This window comes from Virgisporangium ochraceum, assembly GCF_016863655.1.
GTDB lineage: Bacteria > Actinomycetota > Actinomycetes > Mycobacteriales > Micromonosporaceae > Virgisporangium > Virgisporangium ochraceum.
In genome coordinates, this window is record NZ_BOPH01000068.1 from 70,974 (window position 1) to 90,745 (window position 19,772).

At 73.0% G+C, this 19,772-nt stretch carries 14 protein-coding genes and 1 pseudogene; 5 read left to right on the plus strand and 10 right to left on the minus strand.

The window, feature by feature from the left end:
• Window positions 1-2: 2 nt before the first annotated feature.
• Genes Voc01_RS23315 through Voc01_RS23335 form a run of 5 tightly spaced genes read right to left on the minus strand, consistent with a single transcriptional unit; the run spans window position 3 to window position 6,525 of the window.
• A complete protein-coding gene (locus Voc01_RS23315; protein WP_203929642.1) occupies window positions 3-1,352 on the minus strand; it encodes an MFS transporter in 1,350 nt (449 codons plus the stop codon).
• A complete protein-coding gene (locus Voc01_RS23320) occupies window positions 1,349-1,672 on the minus strand; it encodes a Rieske (2Fe-2S) protein (protein ID WP_203929643.1) in 324 nt (107 codons plus the stop codon). The genes Voc01_RS23315 and Voc01_RS23320 overlap by 4 nt, the downstream gene beginning before the upstream one ends.
• On the minus strand, window positions 1,669-4,110 hold the full coding sequence (gene nirB, locus Voc01_RS23325) for a nitrite reductase large subunit NirB (RefSeq protein ID WP_203929644.1): 2,442 nt from the start codon (window positions 4,108-4,110) through the stop codon (window positions 1,669-1,671). Before nirB ends, Voc01_RS23320 begins: the two co-directional genes overlap by 4 nt.
• Complete coding sequence (locus Voc01_RS23330; protein WP_203929645.1) at window positions 4,111-4,458, minus strand: molybdopterin oxidoreductase; 348 nt, start codon at window positions 4,456-4,458, stop codon at window positions 4,111-4,113.
• Window positions 4,459-6,525, minus strand: coding sequence for a molybdopterin oxidoreductase family protein (locus tag Voc01_RS23335; RefSeq protein WP_203929646.1), 2,067 nt, complete (start codon window positions 6,523-6,525; stop codon window positions 4,459-4,461).
• A 160-nt stretch (window positions 6,526-6,685) separates the two neighbouring features.
• Between Voc01_RS23335 and Voc01_RS23340 the strand changes: the two genes are divergently transcribed.
• Together Voc01_RS23340 and Voc01_RS23345 are read left to right on the plus strand one after the other, a co-directional pair.
• Window positions 6,686-7,861, plus strand: coding sequence for a uroporphyrinogen-III synthase (locus Voc01_RS23340; RefSeq protein WP_239160422.1), 1,176 nt, complete (start codon window positions 6,686-6,688; stop codon window positions 7,859-7,861).
• Entirely contained in the window at window positions 7,858-8,520 is a 663-nt protein-coding gene (locus Voc01_RS23345) for a sirohydrochlorin chelatase (RefSeq protein ID WP_203929647.1), read from the plus strand. The genes Voc01_RS23340 and Voc01_RS23345 overlap by 4 nt, the downstream gene beginning before the upstream one ends.
• Before the next feature lie 151 nt (window positions 8,521-8,671).
• Here Voc01_RS23345 and Voc01_RS23350 read toward each other — a convergent pair whose 3' ends face one another.
• Window positions 8,672-11,947: a BTAD domain-containing putative transcriptional regulator gene (locus Voc01_RS23350; protein WP_203929648.1), complete on the minus strand. Its 3,276-nt coding sequence runs from the start codon at window positions 11,945-11,947 to the stop codon at window positions 8,672-8,674.
• A 58-nt stretch (window positions 11,948-12,005) separates the two neighbouring features.
• On the opposite strand from Voc01_RS23350, the gene Voc01_RS23355 reads away from it, so the two are divergent.
• Window positions 12,006-12,932: a hypothetical protein gene (locus Voc01_RS23355; protein ID WP_203929649.1), complete on the plus strand. Its 927-nt coding sequence runs from the start codon at window positions 12,006-12,008 to the stop codon at window positions 12,930-12,932.
• A 111-nt stretch (window positions 12,933-13,043) separates the two neighbouring features.
• Here Voc01_RS23355 and Voc01_RS23360 read toward each other — a convergent pair.
• Window positions 13,044-13,778 (minus strand): annotated as a pseudogene (locus Voc01_RS23360) (class I SAM-dependent methyltransferase); the annotation flags it as partial.
• 126 nt (window positions 13,779-13,904) lie between these two features.
• On the opposite strand from Voc01_RS23360, the gene Voc01_RS23365 reads away from it, so the two are divergent.
• Both Voc01_RS23365 and Voc01_RS23370 read left to right on the plus strand, forming a co-directional pair.
• A complete protein-coding gene (locus Voc01_RS23365; protein ID WP_239160423.1) occupies window positions 13,905-15,098 on the plus strand; it encodes a DUF8814 domain-containing protein in 1,194 nt (397 codons plus the stop codon).
• 42 nt (window positions 15,099-15,140) lie between these two features.
• Window positions 15,141-15,704 (plus strand): hypothetical protein, encoded by a 564-nt coding sequence (locus Voc01_RS23370; RefSeq protein ID WP_203929651.1) that lies wholly within the window; start codon window positions 15,141-15,143, stop codon window positions 15,702-15,704.
• A 7-nt stretch (window positions 15,705-15,711) separates the two neighbouring features.
• Here Voc01_RS23370 and Voc01_RS23375 read toward each other — a convergent pair whose 3' ends face one another.
• From Voc01_RS23375 to Voc01_RS23385, 3 genes are all read right to left on the minus strand, one after another.
• Window positions 15,712-17,196, minus strand: coding sequence for a GGDEF domain-containing protein (locus tag Voc01_RS23375; RefSeq protein ID WP_203929652.1), 1,485 nt, complete (start codon window positions 17,194-17,196; stop codon window positions 15,712-15,714).
• Between the two features lie 37 nt (window positions 17,197-17,233).
• On the minus strand, window positions 17,234-19,126 hold the full coding sequence (locus tag Voc01_RS23380; protein ID WP_203929653.1) for an FHA domain-containing protein: 1,893 nt from the start codon (window positions 19,124-19,126) through the stop codon (window positions 17,234-17,236).
• A 177-nt stretch (window positions 19,127-19,303) separates the two neighbouring features.
• Window positions 19,304-19,768, minus strand: a complete 465-nt coding sequence (locus Voc01_RS23385; RefSeq protein ID WP_203929654.1) for a hypothetical protein — start codon at window positions 19,766-19,768, stop codon at window positions 19,304-19,306.
• Between the last annotated feature and the right edge of the window lie 4 nt (window positions 19,769-19,772).

Consider the following 19,772-nt stretch of genomic DNA (forward strand, 5'->3'; position numbering starts at 1 on the left):
GGTCAGACGCCCGCCTGTGCCATCCGGGAGCCCTTGCGCAGGTACGCCCACACGGTGACCGCGAGCATCACCAGGAACAGCCCGACGTAGAACCGCAGTGCCGGCTGGATGTTGCCGAACGTCGAGCGCGACCACGCGTAGCAGATCGGCACGAGGAAGCCGCCGAACGCGCCGACCGAGGAGATGACGCCCAGCGCGCCGGCCGCCTGCCGGCGCATGGCGAGCATCGTCTCCGGTGCGCCGCCGAGGTCCTCGCCCTTCACCTGGAAGATTCGCGAGATCATCCGGTACGTCGAGCCGTTGCCGATGCCCGTGGCGACGAACAGGAACATGAAGCTGATGAAGAACACACCGAGGTTCTTGTTCTGCACCGACCAGAGGCCGATGAACGCGCCGACCGCCAGCGCGGCGAAGGCCGCCGCGGTGACCTTGGCGCCGCCGATCCGGTCGCTCAGCCGTCCACCGAGCGGCCGGATCACCGACCCGATGCCGGCACCGAGGAACGCCCACTGCAGCGCGATGTCGGGACGGTTGAACACCGAGCTCAGCAACGTGGGGAACGCGGCCGAGTAGCCGATGAACGAGCCGAACGTCCCGATGTAGAGCAGCGACATGATCCATGTGTCGGAGTGCCTCAGCGACGACCACACCGGCTTCACGTCGGCCTTGGCCTCGGACAGGTTGTCCATCCACAGGTACGCGCACACCGCCGCGATCACCGCGAGCGGGATGTAGAACAGGCCGGCCCGCGCCAGCGCGAGGCCGCCGCCGAGCACGATGAGCTTCGGGACCACGAACTGCACCACGGCGACGCCGATGTTCCCGCCGGCCGCGTTGAGCCCGAGCGCCCAGCCCTTCTCCCGCTCCGGGTAGAAGAAGGAGATGTTGGCCATGCTGGAGGCGAAGTTGCCGCCGCCGACTCCGGCGGTCGCGGCGATCAGGAGCAGCGCGCCGTAGCCGATCTCGGGGTGCTCCACGGCCCACGCGAGTCCGGCACAGGGCACGATGAGCAGCAACGCCGAGACGACCGTCCAGTTGCGACCGCCGAAGATGGGCACCGCGAACGTGTACGGCAGGCGCAGGAACGCGCCGACCCCGCTCGGAACCGCGGTGAGCCACAGCGCCTGGCTGACGCTGAGGTCCCATCCGGCCGCGCCGAGGCGCACGACGACGATGCTCCACAGCAGCCACACCGAGAACCCGATGTGTTCGGCGAAGATGGAGAAGACGAGGTTGCGCCGGGCGACGCCGCGACCCGTGCTCTCCCAGAACTCCGGGTCCTCCGGGGCCCAGTGGGAGATCCACCGACCTTTGCGTTGTTTCTGTTCGACGGTCTCGAGGGTCGCGGTCATCGTGCCTCCAGGGCTCCGGTGTGGACGATCAGGTCGCCGTCGTCGTCGACGCGCACGTCGTAGACCCGCAGCGGCGGCTGGCCGGTCTTCGAGCAGCCGGTCGCGAGGTCGAAGATGTGCTGGTGAAGGGGGCAGATCACGACGTCGTCGTCGATGAGCCCGTCGGCGATCGGCCCACCGGCGTGCGGGCAGACCGCCGACACCGCGCGGATCGCGCCGTTGTGCAGCCGGAACACGGCCACCATGTCGCCGCCGACCGGGAAGGTGCGGCCCTCGCCCTCGGGAAGGTCCTCCGCGCGTCCGATCCTCACGGTCGTCATGAGCGCACCGGAACCAACGGCAGCGGGACGAGCGGAAGCGATGTGCGGAACTGGCCGGGCGTGGCGGGCTCCGCGCCCTCCTTCCAGGGGTCCTTGTACGCGGCGACCGCTTCCTCCATGCGCCGGTCGAGGCCGTCGCCGTCCTCGTCGAGGAGCTCCCGCAGCCGTTCGATGCCGATCCGCGGCACGAACGCGTAGGTGCGTTCGAGCCAGTTCGCGTTCTCGCGGTAGTACTGGATGAACCGGCCGGCGAGCGTCATCACCTCGTCGGGAGTGTCCACAGTGGCCAGCAGGTCGCCCTTGCGCACGTGGGCGCCCGCGGCGCCACCGACGTAGATCTCCCACTTACCTCCGTCGATGGCGACCACCCCGAGGTCCTTGACGTAGGCCTCGGCGCAGTTGCGCGGGCACCCGGTCACCGCGAGCTTGAGCTTGCCCGGGCTCTCCAGCCCCTGGAACCGCGACTCGATCGCTACGCCCAGCGCGGTGGAGTCGCCGACGCCGAAGCGGCAGAAGTCGCTGCCGACGCAGGTCTTCACCGTGCGCATGCTCTTGCCGTAGGCGTAGCCGGACGGCATGTCGAGGTCGGCCCAGACCTTCGGCAGGTCCTCCTTGCGGATGCCGAGCAGGTCGATGCGCTGGCCGCCGGTGAGCTTCACCATCGGCACGCGGTACTTGTCGGCCACGTCGGCGATGCGGCGCAGCTGGTCGGGCGTGGTGACGCCGCCCTTCATCTGCGGCACGACGGAGAACGTGCCGTCGCGCTGGATGTTGGCGTGCACCCGGTCGTTGATGAAGCGGGCGCCGCGTTCGTCCTCGTACTCCTCGCCCCAGATCATGCGCAGCAGCGAGACCAGGCCCATCTTGCTCTTCGCGTCCTGTTTGCCGCCGGCGAGCGCGTCGAACACGGCGGAGACGCTGCGCAGGCCCTGCTCGCGGATCGCGGCCATCAGCGCCGGTTTGTCGAGCGGCACGCCCGGCACGTACCAGTTCGCCGACGGGTCCACCTCGGCGGCGCCGCCCGCGGCCCAGTCGACGATCCGCTGCACGAGGCCCTTGCACGACCCGCAGCCCTTGCCGGCCCGGGTCGCGTCCATGACGCCGGTGACGGTCTTCACTCCACCGTGGACGGTCGCGCAGATCGTGCCCTTGCTGACGCCGTTGCAGTTGCAGACCTGCGCCTCGTCGTCCATCTCCTCGGGCGACTCCTCGGCCGCCGGACCGCCGAGGTCGAAGAACAGCTTGGCCCGCTCCTCGGGCAGCGGCAGCCCGCGGTCGAAGGCCTGCATCAGGAAGCCGACCTTGTTCACGTCGCCGAGCAGCGTCGCGCCGATCAGCCGATCGTCGCGGATGATGACGCTCTTGTAGACGCCCCGCTTCGGCTCGACGAACACGACGAACTCGTCGTCCTCGCGCTCCGGCGCGGTGACACCCATCGCGGCGACGTCGACGCCGGCGACCTTCAGCTTGGTGGCGGTGCGCGAGCCGTGGTAGGCGGCGTCCGGGTTGGCGCCGGTGAGGTGGTCGGCGAGCACCGTCGCCTGCTCCCAGAGCGGTGCGACGAGCCCGTACGTGGCGCCGCGGTGCTGCACGCACTCGCCGACCGCGTAGATGTCGGGTTCGTCGAGCACCCGGAGCTGGTCGTCGACCACGATCGCCCGCTCCACGCGCAGCCCGCTCACCTCGGCGAGCGCCGTGTTCGGACGGATGCCCGCGGCCACCACGACCATGTCGCACGGGATCGTGCGCCCGTCGGCGAACCGCACGCCCTCGACCTTCTCGGTGCCGACCACGGCGGTGGTCATCGCGTCGAGCTCGACCGTGATGCCGATCTTCTCGACGCTGCCGCGGAGGATCCCGCCGGCCTGCACGTCGAGCTGGGTGTTCATCAGGTGGCCCATCGCGTGCACGAGCGTCACGTCGACGCCGTACTGCTGCAGGCCGCGGGCGGCCTCCAGCCCGAGCAGGCCGCCGCCGATGACGACCGCGCGCTCGTGGTCACGGGCGTAACGGATCATCGCGCGGGTGTCGTCGATGGTGCGGAACGTGAAGACGCCCTGATGGAAGCCGCGCTTCGGGTTGCGCATGCCCTCGATCGGCGGCACGAACGGCGTGCTGCCGGTGGCGATGATGAGCTTGTCGTAGTGGGTGACGGAGCCGTCGCTGGCGAGCACCGTCTTCGCGTGCCTGTCGATCCGTTCGACGCGGGTCGCGGCGCGCAGGTCGATGCCGTTCTCCTCGTACCAGGCGAGGCTGTTGAGGAAGATGTCCGACTCGTCCTCGGCTCCGGAGAGCACGTTGCTGAGCAGGATCCGGTTGTAGTTGCCGTACGGCTCCTCGCCGAACATCGTGATGCTGAACTGGTCGGTGCGCTTGAGGACCTCCTCGACTGTCCGCGCACCGGCCATGCCGTTGCCGATGACCACCAGCCGGCGCATCTAGACCTCCACCAGACCGAGATCGACCACGACCGTCCCCTGTAGACCGTCGGGCGCGGCGAGCATGAGCTCGACGACGGTGCCGCCGCCGAGGTCCTCCACCACGCGCAGCGGCACGTGGGTGTCGCCCTTGGCGCCGACCGGGAAGTAGCGCATCGGTGCGCCGTCGCGGGTCAGCACGAAGCAGACGAGCTCACCGCTGGCGTTGCCGCCGCGGAAGTACACGGCCTGCGCGGTGACCCCGTTCGGAACGGTGTAGCTGAGCGCCGCGTCGAGCGTGACCGGCGAGTCGAGGCCCTTGCCCTGGAACGGGAAGACGCCCTGCAGGAACCGTGGTGTCGACTGCATTCAGCCGTCCTCTCTGATCGGGGTGATCGCGACCGCGCACACCTTGAACGCGGGCATCTTCGAGTGCGGGTCCAGCACCGGGTCGGTCAACGCGTTCGCGCTCTGTTCGCCGCCCCAGTGGAACGGCGCGAAGACGGTGTCGGGCCGGATCGTGTCGGTCAGCTGGGCGCGGAACACCGCGCGTCCGCGCCGGGTGCGCAGCTCCACCAGGTCGGCGGCGGCGATGCCGAGGCGCCGGGCCAGATCGGGGTGCAGCTCGACCTTCGGGTCGGTCGCGCTGGCGTGCAGCGAACGGGCCCGGCGGGTCTGCGTGCCGCTCTGGTACTGCTGCATGATGCGGCCGGTGGTGAGCACGTACGGGTACTCGCGGTCGGGCGTCTCGGCCGGGTCGGTGTGGTCGACGCGGATGAACCGGGCCCGGCCGTCGGCCGTGGCGAAGCGCTCCTCGAACAGCCGGGGCGTGCCGGGGTGGTCGTCGGCCGGGCAGGGCCAGAACACGCCCTGCTCGGCGTCGATGCGGTCGTAGGAGATGCCGGCGTAGTCGGCGATCCCGCCGGCGCTGGCCCGGCGCAGCTCGTCGAAGACCTCCTCGCTGTCCGGGGAGAACCCCGGTGCGCCGAGCCGTTCGGCGAGCGTCGACAGCAGCGCCAGGTCGTCGCGGACGCCGTCCGGCGGGTCGAGGACGCGGCGGCGGCGCAGCACGCGCCCCTCGAGGTTGGTCATCGTGCCGTCCTCCTCGGCGAACTGCGCCGTGGGGAACACGACGTCGGCGAGCGCGGCCGTCTCGGAGAGGAAGATGTCGGAGACCGCGAGAAAGTCCAGCGCACCCAGGCGGTCCCGCACACGGTTGCGGTCGGGCGCGGAGACGACCACGTTGGACGCGAGCACCAGCAGCGCCCGGATGCCGCCCGGCCGGCCGAGCCGGTCGAGCAGTTCCACCGCCGACACGCCCGGCCCGGGCAGGGTGGCGGGGTCGACGCCCCACACCGCCGCCACGTGCGCGCGGGCGGCGGGGTCGTCGATGCGGCGGTAGCCCGGCAGCTGGTCGGCCTTCTGGCCGTGTTCCCGGCCGCCCTGCCCGTTGCCCTGCCCGGTGACGGTGCCGAACCCGGAGTACGGCCGGCCCGGCAGCCCGAGGGCGAGCGCCAGGTTGATCCAGGCCTGCGTGGTGTCGGTCCCGTTGCGGTGCTGCTCCGTACCGCGCGCGGTGAGCACCATCGCCGACGGCGCTGTGCCGAGCAGCTCCACCGCGCGCCGCAGGTGCGCGACGGGCACGCCGGTCATCCGCTCGACGCGGTCGGGCCAGTACGCCGCGACGGCCGCGCGCACGGCGGCGAACCCGGTGGTCCGCTCGGCGATGTACGCCTCGTCGACGTAGCCCGCCCGGATCGCGATGTGCAGCAACCCGTTCGCGAGCGCGAGGTCGGTACCCGGTGTCGGTTGCAGGTGCAGCGTGCTGCCGCGCGCGGTGGCCGTGTACCGCGGGTCGACCACGATGTGGGCGGCGCCCTGCGCGCGTCCCGCGTCGAAGTACTGCATCGCGGGCGGCATCGTGTCGGCCGGGTTGCTGCCGACCAGCAGCACGGTCTGCGCGTGTGCGATGTCGGCGAGGGGGAACGGCAGGCCGCGGTCGACCCCGAACGCGCGGTTGCCGGCGGTGGCCGCCGACGACATGCAGAACCGCCCGTTGTAGTCGATGTACGGCGTGCGCAGCGCGACCCGGGCGAACTTCCCGAACTGGTACGCCTTCTCGTTGGTGAGCCCGCCGCCGCCGAAGCAGCCGACCGAGTCGGACCCGTACCGGTCCTGCGCCGCGCGGATCGCCTCGACGACGCGGTCGACCGCCTCCTCCCAGGTGGCCGGGCGCAGCTTGTCGTGCTCGCGCACCAGGGGGGTGGTCAGCCGTTCGGGGTGGTCGAGGAGTTCGGCGGCGCTCCAGCCCTTGGCGCACAGGCCGCCGCGGTTGGTGGGGAAGTCGGCCGGTTCGAGAACGGGCTTCGGGTTCAGGCGCATGGTGACGCCGCACTGCAACGAGCAGTACGGACAGTGCGTCGCCACCGGAGTCATGGGGTGATGCTCGACACCCCGGGTTGCCCTCGCGTTCCGTCATCGTTTCGGCGCGTTGAGAAAGATCTCGCGACCGGTGGGCGGCGATGGTGAGACGCGGTTTGCATCGCGGTAACACGCAGGTGCGCGGACGGAAACGGCAGGTCGTCAGCCTCTAGGCGTGAGTGGAGCCGAGGACGGGACATCCGGGCGCAACACGGGGGCGCCCGGAGGTACCCCGTTGGTCGGGTTCACCATAGCCATCACCGCCGAGCGCAGGCGCGACGAGCAGGCGGTGCTGCTCGAACGCCGTGGCGCCCGCGTCGTTCGTGTGCCCGTCATCACACACGTGCCGCTGCTCGACGACGAGGCGCTGCACGCGGCCACCGAGGAGTGCATCGAGGACCCGCCCGACCTGGTCGTGGTGACCACCGGCATCGGCTTCCGCGGGTGGCTGGAGGCCGCCGAGGGCTGGGACCTCGGCGGCGCGCTGCGCGTCAGCCTCGCGGGGGCGACGCTGATCGCGCGCGGGGCGAAGCCGTGCGGAGCCATCCGCGCGGCCGGGCTGAGCGAGGGCTGGTCGGCCAGCAGCGAGTCGATGGGGGAGATTCTGGACCGGCTCCTGGCCGAGGGGGTGGCCGGGCGCCGGATCGCGGTGCAGTTGCACGGCGGTGTGCAGGAGGACTTCGTCGAGGCGCTGCGGGCCGCCGGCGCCGACGTCGTGGAGGTGTCGGTGTACCGGTACCGGCTGCCCGACGACCCGGCGCCACTGCGGCGACTGGTCGACCAGGTACTGGCCGGCCGCTTCGACGCGGTGACGTTCACCAGCGCACCGGCGGTCAACGCGTTGCTGGAGGTCGCCGGCGCCGACGCGCCCGAACTGCTGCGCTCGTTCGACGGCCGGGTGCTCGCCGCGTGTGTCGGGCCGGTGACGGCCGCTCCGCTGTTGAAGGCCGGCGTCCCGGCGCTGGTGCCGGACCGGTCCCGCCTCGGCGCGCTCGTCCGGTCGGTCACCGACGAGCTGCCCCGGCGCGCGCTGCGGCTGCGGGTCGACGACTGCGTACTGGAGATCCGGGGGCACGCGGTGGTCGTCGACGGCGACGTGCGCCTGCTGGCTCCGGCGAGCATGACCGCGCTCGGCGTGCTGGCCGCGCGTCCCGGTGCGGTCGTGTCCCGGGCGGCGCTCGCGGCCGCCCTTCCGAGCGGAGCCGGCAGAACCGGCTGGTCTGGCGCCGACGGAGGCGACGGGCACGCCGTGGACGTCGCGGTCGCGCGGCTGCGGGCCGCGCTCGGTTCCGCCCGGTTCATCGAGACCGTGGTGAAACGCGGCTACCGATTGCGGGTTGATGAGACATGACGCTGATAGCGGTCGCCCACGGCACCCGGTCGCCGGCCGGGCAGGCCCAGATCCACGCCCTGGCGCGGCGGGTGGCGCTGCGCCGCCCCGCCCTCGACCTGCGGCTGTCCTATGTGGACGTGCAGGAGCCGACCTTCGCCCAGGTTGTGTCCACTGTGGACGGCCCGGCGGTGGCGGTGCCGCTGCTGCTGACCGCCGGCTACCACGTGCGGGTCGACATCGCCGAGGCGATCGCCGGCACCTCCGTCGTCGCCGCGCCACCCCTGCAGGACGACCGCCTCGTGGCCGCGCTGGCCGACCGCGTGGCCGCCGCCGGGCCGGCCGACGCCGTGGTGCTGGCCGCGGCCGGCTCCAGCGACCCCCGGTCCCGCGACGACGTGGCGGCGGTGGCGGGCTCGTTGCCGTTCCCGTGCCACGTCGCGTACGCGAGCCCGTCGTTGACGCCCCGGGTGCCCGACGTGGTGGCGTCCCTGCGCGCCGCGGGCGCCGCGCGCATCGTCGTCGCGGCGTACCTGCTCGTCGACGGGCTGTTCCACCGGTCGCTGTACCGGGCGGGCGCGGACGCGGTCACCGCGCCCCTGGTGACCCACCCGGTGGTCACCGACCTGGTCCTGCACCGCTACGACGAGGCCCGACGGCTGGCGCCGGCGTCCCCCTGACGGAACGAGCCAGGCCGATCTTGGATGCTTATACATCGAATTCGATGTAGCGGTGTCCAAGATCGGCCGGTCACTGCGGAAGGCGGCCACAACTGCAAGATCGACGAGTCTGGGCGGCTGCAGGACGGTTCGCGACCCGGCAAGGTACAACTCAGGCCGTGAGCACCGGGAACGGGGCCGGCTCCACGTCGATGTCGGCCATGTTCTCCGTGTAGCGCCGGTACGCCCGGCGGGCCTCGCCGTGCCTGCCACCGGCCCGCAGCACCGACACCAGGCGGAGGTGGGCCGGCTCGTCGTGCGGGTCGTGGCCCAGCAGGCGCAGCAGGTACTGCACCGCTGTGTCTGTGTCGGCGTCGGCGATCGCCAGGTCGGCCAGCGTCCGCACCACGCGCAGGTACGTGGCCCGGGCCTCGTCGCGCAGGCCGGTGGTCCACGCGGCGTAGGGGTCGTCGCTGAGGAAGTCGCCGGTGTAGGCGACCTCGGCGGTCACCAGCGCCGACCGGGCACGGGCCGGCTGACCGGCGGCGAGCAGTCCCATGCCCTCCGCGGCGGCGCGGAGGAACTCGAGCACGTCGACGTCCAGGGTGCCCAGGCGCAGGCGGGCCCGGTCGGACACCACGTAGTGGTCGGGCTCGAAGCGGCGGGCCGGGTCGAGCACCGTCCGCAGCGTCGACAGCGCCACCGACAGCCGGTTGGGCAGCCGGTCCACCGGCTCGCCGGGCCACAGCGCCTCGGCGACGCTGTCTCGGCTCACCATGCGGCCGCGGTGCGCGACGAGGATGGTGAGCAGGTCGCGCGCCTTGCGCGAGCGCCACTCCTCGACGGGCACCGGCACGGCGTCGCGGAGGAGCTCGAAGCCGCCCAGGGTGCGCAGCCGCAGTGACGGGGGTGCGTGCGCGGCGGCGAGCCAGCGCAACGGTCCCGCGGCGTGGCGGCTGCCGGTGGTGCGCACCGCCATCAGCTGCAGCCGGTGCTCGGCGGCGCCGGCCGGGCCACCGGTGATCCGGGCCCGCAGGTACTCGTTGACGGCGGCACCCGGCGCGTGCTCCATGCCCCGCCACAGGTCGGCGGCCTCGGCGAGCCGGGCCACCCGGTCGGCCGCGGGACCGGCGAGCGCGGCGAGCTCGATCGCCTCGGCCAGCCGCGGCCCCTGCCGGCGCGTACCCGCGGCCGCCAGTGCGCGCTCGGCCCATCCGGCGGCCGCGGCGTCATCGCCCCGCACCAGCGCGATCCAGCCGGCCGCGAGCGTCACCTCCGCCTCGGCGATGCCCCGGTCGACGTCGAGCGCCTCGGCGACGAGCGCGTCGGCACGGTCGGGGTCGTCGTCCACAATGGACCGGGCCAGCCCGGCCAGCGACGGCACCGCGCCCTGCCGGTCGCCGCCGGCCCGCGAGTGCACGACCGCCTCCTCGTAGGTCGCGCGGGCGAGTTCGAGGTTGCCGCGGGCCCGGTACAGGTCGGCGGAGGTCAGCAACGCGTACGTGACCATCCGGCTGCCGAGCCGGCGGTAGATGGCCAGCGCCACGCCGAAGTCGGTGACCGCCTCGTCGAGGCGGCCGAGCGCGAACGTGACCTGTCCGCGGTTCACGGTCGCCATCGCCAGGCTCGCCGGCGACCCGGTGAGCTCGGCCAGCCGGATCGCCTCGTCGAACTCGGCCACCGCGGCGCGGAACTGGCCGGTCTCCATCAGCCGCGACCCGTTGTTGTTGCGCACCCGCATCAGCGCCAGCACGTCACCCGCGCGGGAGGCGGCGCGGATCGCCTGCTCGTAGTGCATGGCGTTGCCGTTCTGGTCGCCGTCCATCGCGGCGACCATGCCGCACGTGATGTGCGCGGTGGCGAGCGCCGACCCGTCGCCGCACGCTTGCGCGGCCGCGAGCGCGGCGGCCGCGGCCTCCCGGCACCGCCGCGCGTCGTGGCGCAGCCAGTGGATCGCGGCCGTCCAGCTGAGCAGCAGCGCCCAGTCGGCGCCTCCCTCCCCGGTGCCGCGGGCCACGGCCTCCAGCGCCGCGTCGAGGTCGCCGCGGTCGTAGTGGATGACGGCCAGCCGCCACGCCAGCCCGGCGGGCAGCGGCCCACCGCCGGGGTCGGCGGCCCGCAGGTGCGTCAGCGCCGAGGCCCAGTCGCCCTGGATGTGCCGCGCGCGTCCGGCGACCAGGTGCACGGCCGGTGGCAGCGGCCCGGCCGGGATCCGCGCGACCGCCGCGCTGACGGCGGCGACCTCGCCGGCGGCGAGCAGCGCCGGTCCGTGCTCCGCGAGGTGTTCGGTGAGCGTGGCGACGTCGTCGAGCGCGAGGACCGCCTGCAGCGCGTCGGCGGGCCGGCCGCGGTCGTGGAACGACCGCGCCGTCGCCACCGCGAACGCCCGGCGCCCCGTGCCGGCCCCGTCGTCGGTCGCGGTGCCGGCGGCGTCCCGCGCCGCCGCGGCCAGAAGCGGTGGGACCGCGTAAGCGCGGTCGGGTACGTCCTCGACGACTGTCAGCAGGCCGCGGTGGGCGAGGTCGCGGAGGTCGGCCTCGGTGATGTCGAGTCCGGCCGCGGGGCACGCGGCGGCGGTGAACCTCGGTTGCCCCGCCGCGACCCACCACAGTGGACGGATGCGCTCCGGGCCGCTGCCGACCACCTCCTCGGCGAGGTGGTCGACGAGCCCGCCGGTGCCGGGAACCGGCGCGGCGAGGTGGCCGGCGCGGTCGGCCGGCGGCACCCGGTCGAGCGTCTCGGCGACGAGCCGCACCGCGGCCGGCCAGCCGCCGGTGTACCGCCGCACCGCTTCGGCGAGCGCACGACCGTCGGGCCCGAGGGCACCGGCGAGCGCCGTGCCGGTCTCCTCGACGGAGAACGCGAGATCGGCGGCCGAGACCTCCGACAGCAGGCCCCGGCCGCGCAGCTGGGCCAGCGGCACGCGGGCGGGCCGTCGCCCGGCGAGCACCAGGCGCACCGGGGGCGGCAGCTGGCGGGTGAGCGCCGTGAGCATCGCCGCCGGCGGCCCCTCCAGCGCCTCGCAGCCGTCGAGCACGAGCACCAGCGGCGCCGTCACCGCGCGCTCGACCGCCTCCGCGATCGCCTCCGCGGTGGCGTCGGCCGTACGGTCGCTCGCCGCGTCGGGGCCCAACTGCGCCGGTAGCGCGCGCTCCCGGTCCAGTGACAGCTCTTTCCCGAACGCGGCCCGCAGGCTCGCGATCAGCCCGGCCGCGAACGTGGCGAGGTCGCCGTCGCGACCGTCGAGGCTGTACCACGCGACGCTGCCGGCGTGGGCCCGCGCCCACATCGCGAGCTGGGTGGTCTTGCCGTAACCGGGTGCGGCGCAGACGTGCGTGACCGGCCGGCGGACGGCCTGGTCGAGCCGCCGTACGAGCTCCGGCCGGGCGATCAGGTCCGGCGGGGCCGGCGGGATCGCGTGCTTCCAGAGCGGCGAGTACGCCCCCATGCCGAGACCGTAGCGAATGTTTTAAGGACAGTTGAAGGTCGATCCGGAGGATGTCAGCGTGCGAGTCGTGGATCCGGCCGGGTGGCCGTGGACGGTGCACCGCCGCTGGCTGCCCTGGCGTCCCCGCGTGCACCGGGCGGTGGTCGCCCTGTACTCGCCGCTCGACGGCGACGACGAGCCCAACTTCGTTACCGGTCTGTTGCTGAACATCCCCTGCGCGCTGCTGCTGCCGGTGCTGCTCGTCGAATGGGCGCTCCTGCTGGCGTTCCTGCCATTCGCGGTGCCGGTCCGGCTGCTCGGCCGGCGGTGGACCGTCGCCGCCCACGGCCGCCGCGACGACGGCATGCGCGTCCGGTACGAGGCCCGCGCGTCGGCGGCCCGCGCGCTGCGTGACACCGCGGCCGACGAGATCCGCGCCGACGGCGCCCCGCGGTCGCTCGGCGCGCCGGTGGTGGTGCGGGTACCGGCCGACGACGCCACCGACCTGTTGCGGAACCGGCTCCGCGACGGCGGCGAGGTCACCGTGGCCTGCCAGGTGCAGGGCTTCGGCGCCGCCAAGTCGCGCGACGGCTGGATCGAGGGCCGGCTGACGGCCGTTCCCGGGCTGTTGTCCTTCCAACCCGGCGGCGGCCTCCTGCCGGCGGCGTGGCCGCTGCTCGGCAGCGACGACCCGCACCTCGCGCTGGCCGGCCGGCCCGACCGGGCCGCCGTCGGCCTCCGGGTGGTCGCGTCGTACGCCACGCCCGTCGGGGGGTTCCGGGTCGCGGTCGAGCCGCACCTGGGTCCGCTGCTGCGCGACCTGCTCGCCGCCGGCGCCGAGCCCTGGCCGGTCGGTGTCGCCTGGGCGATGTGGCGCCAGGACGCCGCGGGCGAGGTCCGCGAGATCGCCCGTTTCGGCTCCCGCGCCGACGCCGAACTGCTGGCGGAGAACCTCGCCGCCCGCGGCAGCCGGCAGAGCTTCTGGCTGGCGGCCGCCCGCCACTGAACCCTGTTGCGCCACCGGGTTCAGTGGCGGGTTCGCCGGGTAGCGCGGTTGTGGTGCCGGATTCCCCCGGTCCGGCACCACAACCGCTCCGGCACCACAACCGCTCCGGTGTCAGGCGACGAGCAGACGCAGGCCGAGGTCCGCCTCGTCGAGGGCGAGGAGGTCGCGGTTGCGGTCGGCCCACCGGCCCGAACCGAGGTCCGCGCCGAGGTCGTCGACCGCCCGCCGCTCGACCTCCGGACCCAGCCGGGCCCACACCGACACCCCGCGCCGCACCCGTTCGTCGAGGTACGCCTCGGGCCGGCGCCAGTAGGCCTCGAAGAGGCCGTCGGCACAGTCCCACGGGACCGGCAGCGGCACGACGCGGGCGCCGATGGCGTCGGCCTGCCCGGCCAGCGTGGGCCGTCCGGCGACGAGGTCCGCCGTCTCGGGCAGGTAGTCGCGGGTGAGCCAGAACCGGTGCAGCCACCCGGCCTCGCTGGAGTCGTGCGTGAGCACCACCACCCGGCGGGCCACGCGGCGCAGTTCGCGCAGCCCGGCGATCGGGTCGGCCCAGTGGTGCACGGTCGACACGGCCATCGCGGCGTCGAAGGACCGGTCGTCGAACGGAAGGTTCTCCGCGGCGGCGGCCACGCACGGCGCCGCGCCGGCGGGCCGCTGCGACCGCATGAGCGCCGAGGGTTCGACCGCGACGACGGTGCGGTCGGTCGGCTCGTACGAGCCGGTGCCGGCGCCGACGTTGAGGACCGTCCGCGCGTCGCCGAGCGCGGACAGGAGGGCCGCGGCGAACCGCGGGTCGGTGCGCCGCGTGACGGGGTAGGTGGCGCCGATGGTGTCGTACAGCCGCATGCTGATCCCTCCGGGCGGTGAAGGAAATTTCCGCCGTCTCCTCGTTGGAAGTTGTTCTTTGACATTAATCGATATGCGTCGCTATGGTTCCGACTGGCTGACGAATCCTCAGGGAGGTAGCCGGTGCGCCGTCGAACCTTATTCGCCATCATGCTCGTCGCGGGACTGGTCGGTTCATCCGGAACGCCGGCGCAGGCCGACCCCGTGCGGCAGGAGGACCCGTCCAACGCCTGGACCGCCGACCTCGCCACGATCGACAACGACGACACGAACGTGACCCACACCGACGGGCGGCTCCGGATCGCCGATCCCGCCACGTCGCCGGCGAGCCTGCGGCTACCCGTTCCCGAGGGGACGCTGGTGCTCGCCGCGCACCCGCTCGAGACGCCGGCCGACCTCGTCACCGCCGACCTGACGGGCAAGGCCGCGGTCGGCGTCACCGTCGAGGTGCGGGGCCGGCAGACCGACGGGGAGTGGGGCGAGTGGCGGGAGACCGGCACGCCGCTGCCCGAAGCGACGCTCATGGTGCAGGTCCGCGTCGTTCTCTCCGGTACGAACGCCACGATCGCGGGCCTGGCGTTGACGGCGACGCTCAGTCGGTCCCCTGGCTTGAAAGCCGCGACGCCCGGCCTCACCTACCGGGTCTTCGCCACGCGCGAGGGCCTCGTCGGCGGCACCACCGCCAACGGTCACGTCATCACCAGCCGCGACCACTTCGTGGCCCTGCCGTCGCGGCGCGGGCTGGCCGCCCGCAACGCCGGTGACTACACGGTGAAGGTCTGCACGACCAGCGGAGCGCTGCGCTGCGAGTACGCGCCGGTCTGGGACGTCGGACCGTGGAACACCACCGACGACTACTGGAACCCGGCCGCCACCCGGCAGTCGTGGAAGGACCTGCCGCAGGGCCGCCCGGAGGCGCAGGCCGCGTACCAGAACAACTACAACGGCGGAAAGGACCAGTTCGGACGCACGGTCGCGAACCCGGCCGGCATCGACCTCGCCGACGGCACGTTCTGGGACGGCCTCAAGCTGACCGACAACTCCTGGGTGAACGTGTCGTTCCTGTGGACGGGCACCGGATCCCGCGCCACGGTCGGCTCGGGGCTGCTGAACATCCGCACCGCCCCGAACACCTCGGCGGCCAGCATCGGCTACGTGGCCAACTACGCCCGCGTCCCGGTCGAGTGCTCCACCACGGGCACCACGGTGACCGGCACCTACCGCACCACGAACCAGTGGAACCGGTTGGCGAGCGGGCAGTTCATCAGCCACGCGTACGTCGCGAGCATCGCGGGCGGCGCGGTACCCGCCTGCTGACGTCGCTTTCGTTCCGGTCGATGGCCTGGCAGGCTGGGCCGGGTGTCCGACCGCTCCTACGTCGTCCGCTTCGGCTGGACGCTCCGGGATGTCATCATGGTGCCCGCCTGCGCCGCCTTCGTCCTCCTCGGCGCGCTGTCGGTCGCCGACGAGCCGGTGATGGGTGTGCTCTGCATCCTGCTCGGCGGCCTGTACCTCGCCCTGCTGCTCACGGCGTGGGCGAGCCGCCGGGCCGCGCTGGCCGTGACGGAGGAGGGGATCACCCTCGGCGCCCTGCCGCCCTGGCCGGCCAGCAAGGCCACGTTCGTGCCCTGGTCGTACATCGATGCCGTGGTCCTGTGGCGCCAACGGACGGTGCGGGTCCTCGTGTGGCGGCAGTCCATCTACTACATCGGGGTCGAGCGGCGCGCCGGCGCGCCGCCGCAGTCGGGACTGGCGCAGAACCGGGCGCTCAGAAAGGTCGGCAAGGCGTTCGTGCCGGGAGACGTGTCGGAGGACCTGATGGTCGACAGCCGCCAGATCTCCTTCTGGCGCCTGGACAGGGAGCGGCTCGCGGCCGCGGTCGACCACTTCGCCCCGGACGTGCGGGTCGAGGACAGGACCTGACGGGTCGTCACGCCGGTACCGCGTCCCGGTCGGTCGAGGCGGCCACCACGCGGTTGCGGCCGCCGCGCTTCGCCGAGTACAGGGCCGCGTCGGCGAGGCGCACCAGGTCCTCCGGCGACCCGGCGTCGACGGGAACCGTCGCCGTGCCGATCGACACGGTCACCAGCACCTCCCGGCCGTCGGCGAGGGGGATCGGGCCGGTCATCGAGGCGCGGATCCGCTCGGCGACCTCCGCGAGCCGGTCCGGGCCGACGCCCGGCAGCAGCACCGCGAACTCCTCGCCGCCGTAGCGGGCCACGATGTCGCCGGAGCGGCACAGCGTCGCGAGCCGCGCGGCCACGGCCCGCAGCACGGCGTCGCCGACGGGGTGGCCGTACCCGTCGTTGATCCGCTTGAAGTGGTCGACGTCGAGCAGGAGAAGGGCCACCGGGACGCGGGAGCGCCCGGCCCGGGTGATCTCGTCGGACAGCGCCGGCCCGAAGAACCGCCGCGTGTACAGGCCGGTGAGCGGGTCGGTGATCGCCTGCAGCCGCTGGGCCGAGACGAGCCCGGCCATCCGGAAGATGACGAGCAGGAACAGCACCGCGCAGGCGACCGCGATCACGATCACGTCGCGCAGGGTGCCGCGGAGGTACTCGACCGCCAGGATCACCGGCGCGATCAGGGCGGCCGCGGCGAGCAGGCCGAGCCGGGACACGCCGGGCCCGGGCGGCGCGCCGGCCGGTTCACCGAGCCCGGTCATCGACGGGTGCAGCGCGGCGGCGCCGACGAGGACGAGGGCCGCCAGGTAGCCGAAGGTCGTGGTCGACGTGTCGGTGAAGAAGCCGTCGACGCGCTCCAGCAGGTACAGGACGTCGGCGGCGAACCACATCGCGAGCGACGACATGAGCAGCGTGTGGGCCAGGACGCGGCCGCCACCGCCGAGGCTCAGCCGGACGGCGATCGACAGCATCACCAGGTCCATCACCGGATAGCTGACCCCGACGACCATGGCGCCGAGCGGCCCGGCGCCGAACGCCTCGACCGCCGGCCGCAGGAGGTAGACCCAGGACGCCAACGACGCGCTGGTGACCAGCACGGCGGCGTCGATGGCGGTGCCCCGGTGCCACGTCGGGGTGCGTGACCGCGCGAACACCGCCAGGGCGGCGATCATGGCCGGGTACTGCACGCAGAGGTAGACCGCGTCGGCCGGACCCGGAAACCCGACGCCGATCGTGAACAGCAACGCGCCGACGAAGAACGCCACCTGCGAGACCGCGAGCAGCCACCACCCGCCCGGCCGCGTCGGCCGGTGCACCCGGATGCCGGCGACGACCGCGGCGGCCGAGACGGCGACCATGACGGCGTTGACGATCACGCCGACCACGCCGACCGCTCCGGGAACGGCGACCGCGCATCCGACCGTGGCCAGGAACAGCAGCGCCTGGACGCACAGGTACATCACCAGGGGACGCCGGTCACCGGCGCCCCCGGGAGCGTGGTCCGAGGTCACCTCCGACCATCGGCGGCGCGGCCGCCGATCTGAGGCCTCAGGTGCGGCTGAGCACGACCCTCGGCTCCGGCGCCGCCTGCGGGTCGGGCCGGTAGAAGATGTCGATGTCGACCTCTTCGCCACCGACGATGACGGTGTCCCAGGCGCCGCTGTCGAGGAGGGTCCGCAGGGTCTCCGGCCGCAGGGTCCGCAGGTGGGCGCGCAGGGTGTCGTCGTCGGGCAGGCCGGCCAGGCGGCCGGTCAGCCGGTCGCGGATCTGCCCGAGCCGCGCCATCAGACCGTCGACGGCCGCCTCGGTGTCGAACGCCGGGTCGAACGGCGCCTCGATGCTCTCGGCGATCGTCGCCTTGATGGCCTTGCTGTTGCCGTCTTCGTCGAACGTGACCATCGACTTCCAGCCGCGGCTCTTGTGCCGGTACTGCAGCATCGACATCGCCGCCTCGTGACGGATGAAGTCGGCGTCGCGGAACGGCCGTCCGCGCCACGCGGCGCTGAGCGAGCGGGCCAGCGAGATCGCCGAGGCGAGCCCGGAGTTCAGGCCGCGGCCGGGCCAGAAGTGGATGGCGTTGGCGGCGTCGCCGAGCAGGAACCCGTAGGTGCCGGGCGTGCGGGCGGTGGGGGAGAACAGTTCGGCGGTGAAGCGCGGGCGCTGCACCATGTCGAGCCGGAACGCGGTGACCGCGCTGAGGTCGGCCTCGGCGACCCCGAACAACCGCAGCCCCTCCAGCACCCGGCGCCACAGCTTCGACCCGCGCACCAGGGCGGGGAGGAACAGCGTGTGGTGCGTGGAGCAGGCGAAGTCGCCGTGCTCGTCGCGGCCCATCACGCACGGACGCGAGGCGATGCACTCCTCGAACGTGCGCCGCACCGGGTCGATGCCGACGACCTCCTGCGCCTCGGCGTCGGTGAGGCGCATGTTGAGGAAGCCCTCGCCGCGCAGCGAGTTCAGCAGGAACCGGTTCTGTGCGACGGTGAGCAGCACGCTCATCGGGTCGGTGAGCGTCGACTTCACCCGCAGCCCGAGCACCACGTCCTGCAGGTGCTCGCCGTCGAGCGAGTAGATGGACTTGTCGGCGGTGCCGAACTTCTGCGCGAAGAACTCGCGGGTGCGCGACCGGCCGCCCTCGCAGATGGCGAGCACGTGCGAACCGGTCATCTCGTCGCGGCGCTCGGCCGCGTCGAACTTCTCCGGGACCAGCGTGATGCGGCTCGACTCGTTGGCCAGTTCCAGCAGCGTGTCCTCGACGTAGGCGATGCGCACGTTGCGGGGTCCGGCGCCCTGCACCGAGTCGGGTCCGGGCGGCCACATCTCCGAGAAGGCGCCGGCCTGGAACAGCCGCTCCTGGATGGACTCGGGCAGGTTGAGGTACTGGCGGCTCTGCACGGTGACGACCTGCTGCCGCCGCACGTTGCCGGACAGTTCGTCCTTCCACACGACCGTGTCGCCGTCGCGGGTCCACCGCGCGTCGTAGACCGTGACGGCCACCTTCGGACCCATGATGTGGTCGAGGAGCAGGGCGAGGCTCAGGCCGACCGGCCCGCCACCGGCGACGGTGACGTTGAGGACGGGCACCGTCGCGGCGACGACCGGGTCGATGGGCTTGACGGGCGGCAGCCCGAGGACCGTGCGGGTGACCTCGGCGACCTCGAAGCAGAACGTCTCGTTGCCGATCATGAACAGGTCACCGGGGCGCAGCGGGTAGCGCCTGATGCGCCGGCCGTTGACCAGCGTGCCGTTGCTGCTGTCGAGGTCGACGAGCACGTAGCGACCGTCGTCGTCGCGGCGGACCTCGGCGTGGTACCGCGACGCCGCGCGACTGCCGACGACCACGGTGTTGTCGGGTTTGCGACCGAAGGTGACCGGGCCCTCGCCGACGCGGAAGCTCTTGCCTGTGTTGGGACCTTCGCGCCCGACGATCTCCGGTGCCACGGGTCTCTCCTTCACGGATCTGCAAACGTCTGGGGGTGGCCTTGCACCCTCACCAACGTCCCGACCCGGCACCGGGTTCACCGTGGGATCTGGGCGGCACGAATACGGGAGAGTCATCGTCCCATCGAGCTACCCGGATGTTCTGTCAGCGGGGCGACACTGAGCTGGCCGCGCCCCTCAGATCGCGGCCGCGGCGGACACCTTCCAGTCGCCACCGACCGGCACCATCGTGAGCACCACGCGGTTCTGGTCGACCTTCTCGCCGTCGATGTTGGCGTTGCGGCGGTACTGGTTGAGGAACAGCAGGAGCTCCACCCGCTCCGGCGTCGCGGTCACCACGCCCGCCGCCGACACCGCGGCCCGCACGACCGCCTTCTCGGCCACCGCCGTGTTCTTCAACGCGGTCGTGGTCTGGCCGTACTCGTCGGCGAACGTTCCGGTGACGAACGACCGTCCATTCGCGACACTCGTGTCGAAGCTGCGGTAGTCGTAGGAGAAGATGGCCTGCGCGGCGGCGGTCGAGGCGGCCAGGGCGTCGCGGACGGCCGCGTCGCGCCGGTCGGCCGTGCGGTTCGCCCACCAGCCGGCGCCCGCGCCGGCCACGGCGAGCACGATCACGGCGATCAGAACCTTCGTCTTCATGACC